Annotated in this window: 4 protein-coding genes; 2 read left to right on the forward strand and 2 right to left on the reverse strand. The window is 71.2% G+C overall.

What is annotated here, in order from left to right:
- Positions 1 to 34 precede the first annotated feature (34 nt).
- On the reverse strand, positions 35 to 727 hold the full coding sequence (locus tag ACFSL4_RS32620) for a TetR/AcrR family transcriptional regulator (protein WP_381091060.1): 693 nt from the start codon (positions 725 to 727) through the stop codon (positions 35 to 37).
- 284 nt (positions 728 to 1,011) lie between these two features.
- Here ACFSL4_RS32620 and ACFSL4_RS32625 point away from each other — a divergent pair, with 284 nt between their 5' ends.
- Complete coding sequence (locus tag ACFSL4_RS32625) at positions 1,012 to 1,461, forward strand: nitroreductase family deazaflavin-dependent oxidoreductase (RefSeq protein ID WP_381091062.1); 450 nt, start codon at positions 1,012 to 1,014, stop codon at positions 1,459 to 1,461.
- On the opposite strand, the gene ACFSL4_RS32630 is transcribed toward ACFSL4_RS32625, so the two are convergent.
- On the reverse strand, positions 1,451 to 2,683 hold the full coding sequence (locus ACFSL4_RS32630; protein ID WP_381091064.1) for a geranylgeranyl reductase family protein: 1,233 nt from the start codon (positions 2,681 to 2,683) through the stop codon (positions 1,451 to 1,453). The two genes, ACFSL4_RS32625 and ACFSL4_RS32630, sit on opposite strands and share 11 nt — an antisense overlap.
- Before the next feature lie 192 nt (positions 2,684 to 2,875).
- Here ACFSL4_RS32630 and ACFSL4_RS32635 point away from each other — a divergent pair, with 192 nt between their 5' ends.
- Positions 2,876 to 4,231, forward strand: a complete 1,356-nt coding sequence (locus tag ACFSL4_RS32635; protein ID WP_381091065.1) for a dipeptidase — start codon at positions 2,876 to 2,878, stop codon at positions 4,229 to 4,231.
- Positions 4,232 to 4,333 lie beyond the last annotated feature (102 nt).

Raw genomic sequence — 4,333 nt, forward strand, 5'->3', positions numbered from 1 at the left:
GCAGGTCGGGTGACCTGCGAGGTTAAACGTCAAGCTAGGAGAACACCAGGCCCACGCCGTGCGCGAGTTGCGCCGCCGCGTGCCGGAAGAACGCCTCACGGTCCTCCACCACCCTGTTGAACTGACCGAACAGCTCGAACCCGACCAGTCCGTACAGCTGCGCCCACGAGGCGACCAGGGCCGTGACCACCTCCGGCGGCAGGTCGGGCGCCAGGTCGGCGGCCATGCGCCGGGCCTCGGGCTGCAACTCGGCGGGCAACGGGGTACGGGCCACACCCCGCCGCCGGTGGGCGTCACGCACGATGCCGATCAGAAGCAGCCCCACGCGGGACGCGGCCGGGATGGTGGTCTCGGGCGCGGAGTACCCGGGGACGGGCGAGCCGTAGATCAGCGCGTACTCGTGCGGATGCGCCAGTGCCCACGCGCGCACGGCCTCGCACACGGTGACCCACCGCCGCGCAGGGGCGATGTCTCCGGCCTTGGCGTGCGCGGTCTCAGCGGCCTCGCCGAGGGAGTCGTAGGCGTCGGTGATGAGCGCGGTGAGCAGGTCGTCGCGGCTGGGGAAGTAGCGGTAGAGCGCGGAGGAGACCATGCCGAGCTCGCGCGCGACGGCCCGCAGCGAGAGCCTGGCGGCGCCTTCCGCGGCGAGCTGCCGGCGCGCCTCGTCCTTGATGGCGGCGGTGACTTCGATCCGGGCACGGGCGCGGGCTCCTCGTACTGTGGTCATGAAGGCAGTGTGACATGAAATCGGAGCAGTGCACACAAAGGAGAGCGGCGCTCTACAAAGAGATCAACGCTTACAAGAGGGTCGGCACCCATCGACCCCGCACCAGCGCCCACCCGCGAACCCGTCGCACACCCACTACCCATTCGCCATACGCTCGCCGCCACCGAAACCGAGAGCGCCGCACACGATTGAGAGCACCGCTCTTGCTTTAGAGCACCGATCTCGCGCATACTGATCTCAACCGAGAGCACTGCTCACACTTTTTCGCCAGGAGGACGGCTCCCATGTCCACGCACGTTCAGAAGCCCGGCTGGTTCACGGTCAACGTCCTCAACCGCGCCGTGGCCTGGATGACCCGCCGCGGCATCAGCGTCTGGGGCTCCCGCGTCCTGGCGGTCCGCGGCCGCAAGAGCGGCCAGTGGCGGACCACCCCCGTCAACCTGCTGACCGTGGACGGCCAGGACTATCTGCTCGCCCCGCGCGGCCATGTCCAGTGGACCCACAACATGCGCGCGGCCGGCGGCGGCGAACTGCGGCTGGGCAAGCACGTGGACGTGTTCGCCGCCACCGAGGTCGCCGACGACGACAAGGTTCCGCTCCTGCGCGCCTATCTCAAGCGCTGGAAGGCCGAGGTCGGGGTCTTCTTCAACGGAGTCGGTCCCGATTCGCCGGACGCCGAACTGCGCCGCATCGCCCCCGACCACCCCGTCTTCCGCATCACGATCAAGAGCTGACCGTGTCGCCCGCGGCCCCGCGGTCCAGCATGGACAGGGCGCGCTGGGCGATGGGGCGGGTACGGACGATCTCCCCCAGGGTCGTCGCGCCCTGGGTGATGTCCTTGAACGCCTTCCAGGCGGGGCGGAAGCCGGTCAGCGCCGCGTGGAAGAGACCGGGCCGACGCTCGAACACGGTCAGCAGCCGCTTGCCGACGCTCATCTCGACGCCCAGGCCGGCCTTGACGGCGAACGCGTAGTTCAGGGCCTGCCGGCGCGTGTCCACGGCGTCGTGCGCCTCGGCGATCCGTACCGCCCACTCCCCCGCCAGCCGCCCGGACCGCAGCGCGAACGAGATCCCCTCACGGGTCCACGGCTCCAGCAGCCCCGCCGCATCCCCGCACACCAGCACCCGTCCCCGCGACAGCGGCGAGTCGTCGGCACGGCAGCGCGTCAAGTGCCCCGAGGAGACGCTCGGTTCGAAGCCGGCGAGGCCGAGCCGGGCGACGAAGTCCTCCAAGTACCGCTTGGTCGCGGCGCCTTCACCGCGGGCGCAGATCACACCCACCGTGAGCGTGTCCCCCTTGGGGAAGACCCAGCCGTAGCTGCCGGGCATCGGCCCCCAGTCGATGAGCACCCGCCCCTGCCAGTCCTCGGCGACGGTCCCGGGGACCGGAATCTCCGCTTCCAGCCCCAGGTCGACCTGGTCGAGCTTCACGCCGACATGCGCTCCTATCCGGCTGGCGCTGCCGTCCGCGCCGACCACGGCCCGGGCCAGCAGCGTCTCACCGCCCTGCAGCACGACGGCGACCGTGCGCCGGTCGGGCACCGCCGAGCCGTGCTGCTCGACGCGCGAGACCGTCGCGCCCGTACGCAGTTCCGCGCCGGCCTTCTGGGCGTACTCGACGAGCTGCTGATCGAACTCGGGGCGGTTGACCAGCCCGAACAGTATCTGCCGGGAGCGGCGGGTGCGGGTGAAGCGACCGTTGTTCGAAAAGGTGACCGCGTGCACCCGGTCGCGCAACGGCAGCTCGAAGCCGGGCGGGAGGGCATCGCGTGAGGGACCGATGATGCCGCCGCCGCACGTCTTGTAGCGGGGCAGTTCCGCCTTCTCCAGCAACAGCACGCTGCGTCCCGCGACCGCCGCCGCGTACGCGGCCGAGGCCCCTGCGGGCCCCGCACCCACCACGACCACGTCCCACACCCGCTGCACGCCGTCCGCCGAAGAGATCTCGCTGCTCACGATGGTCTACTGCTCCCGATCAAGCCGCCTGCCGCACCTGTCTCCCGCATACTACGGCGGGTATCGCCGCAGGCCGCTGTGGGAGGATCGGCTCGGTACGCGCTCCGCACACCAGGAGGCGCTTCCACCCCGCAGGACCCTGCACACAGAAGTACTGACCGGTACACCGTCGCACCTACAAGGAGCGTGCCCATGTCGTCGAATCCGATCGCCGGGACCGTCGCCTCGCTGATACCCCGGGCGAAGGAAGAGCTCACCGAACTGGTGGCCTTCAAGTCGGTGGCGGACTTCGACCAGTTCCCGAGGAGCGAGAGCGAGGGCGCCGCGCGCTGGGTCGCCGACACGCTGCGCGCCGAGGGCTTCCAGGACGTGGCGGTGCTCGACACCCCGGACGGCACGCAGTCGGTGTACGGGCATCTGCCCGGCCCGCAGGGCGCGAAGACGGTTCTGCTGTACGCGCACTACGACGTGCAGCCACCGCTCGACGAGTCGGCGTGGGCCACTCCGCCCTTCGAGCTGACCGAGCGCGACGGGCGCTGGTACGGGCGCGGCGCGGCCGACTGCAAGGGCGGCCTCATCATGCATCTGCTGGCACTGCGCGCGCTCAAGGCGAACGGCGGCGTGCCCGTGCACGTCAAGGTGATCGTCGAGGGCTCGGAGGAACAGGGCACGGGCGGTCTGGAGCGGTACGCCGAGGAGCACCCGGACCTGCTCACGGCGGACGCCGTCGTCATCGGCGACACGGGCAACTTCCGCGTCGGCCTGCCGACCGTCACCTCGACGCTCCGCGGCATGACCCTCGTCCGCGTGCAGGTCGACACGCTCGAAGGCAACCTGCACTCCGGCCAGTTCGGCGGGGCCGCGCCCGACGCGCTGGCCGCGCTCATCCGCGTACTGGACTCACTGCGGGACGAGGACGGTTCGACGACCGTCGAGGGGCTGGCCCGCGAGGCGCGGTGGGACGGCCTCGAGTACGACGAAGGACAGTTCCGCGACGACGCCAAGGTGCTCGACGGGGTCGAGCTGATCGGTTCCGGCTCGGTCGCCGACCGCCTCTGGGCGCGCCCCGCCGTGACCGTCCTCGGCATCGACTGCCCGCCGGTCGTGGGCGCGACCCCGTCCGTGCAGGCGAGCGCCCGCGCGCTGGTCAGCCTGCGGGTGCCGCCGGGGGTGGATGCGGCGGAGGCGAGCAAGCTGCTGGAGGCCCACCTCCGGACACACACGCCGTGGGGCGCCCGGGTGACCACGGAGCAGGTCGGGCAGGGGCAGGCGTTCCGCGCGGACACCTCCAGCCCGGCCTACACGGCGATGGCCGAGGCGATGGCGGTCGCGTATCCGGGCCGGCGGATGCAGCACGCGGGCCAGGGCGGCTCCATCCCGCTGTGCAGCACCCTCGCGTCGCTGTATCCCCGGGCGGAGATCCTCCTCATCGGGCTGAGTGAGCCGGAGGCACAGATCCACGCGGTCGACGAGAGCGTGTCTCCCGACGAGCTGGAGCGCCTCTCGGTGGCGGTGGCCCTGTTCCTGCGCGCCTACTCGGCGGGCTGAGCCGCTCCGCCCACGGCTGAGGCCCCTCGCCTGCGGGTGAGGGGCCTCCTAGGTCCTGTCTGGAGTTCGGATCAGGAGTTTGGTAGATCGCCTGCGCGCGGG

Origin of the sequence: Streptomyces caeni (assembly GCF_042678285.1) — a bacterium.
In the GTDB taxonomy this organism is placed as follows: domain Bacteria; phylum Actinomycetota; class Actinomycetes; order Streptomycetales; family Streptomycetaceae; genus Streptomyces; species Streptomyces caeni.

Coding starts and splice junctions, on each gene's coding strand:
- ACFSL4_RS32620 (WP_381091060.1), bottom strand. CDS start 727: ATGACCACAGTACGAGGAGCCCGCGCCCGTGCCCGGATCGAAGTCACC.
- ACFSL4_RS32635 (WP_381091065.1), top strand. CDS start 2,876: ATGTCGTCGAATCCGATCGCCGGGACCGTCGCCTCGCTGATACCCCGG.
- ACFSL4_RS32625 (WP_381091062.1), top strand. CDS start 1,012: ATGTCCACGCACGTTCAGAAGCCCGGCTGGTTCACGGTCAACGTCCTC.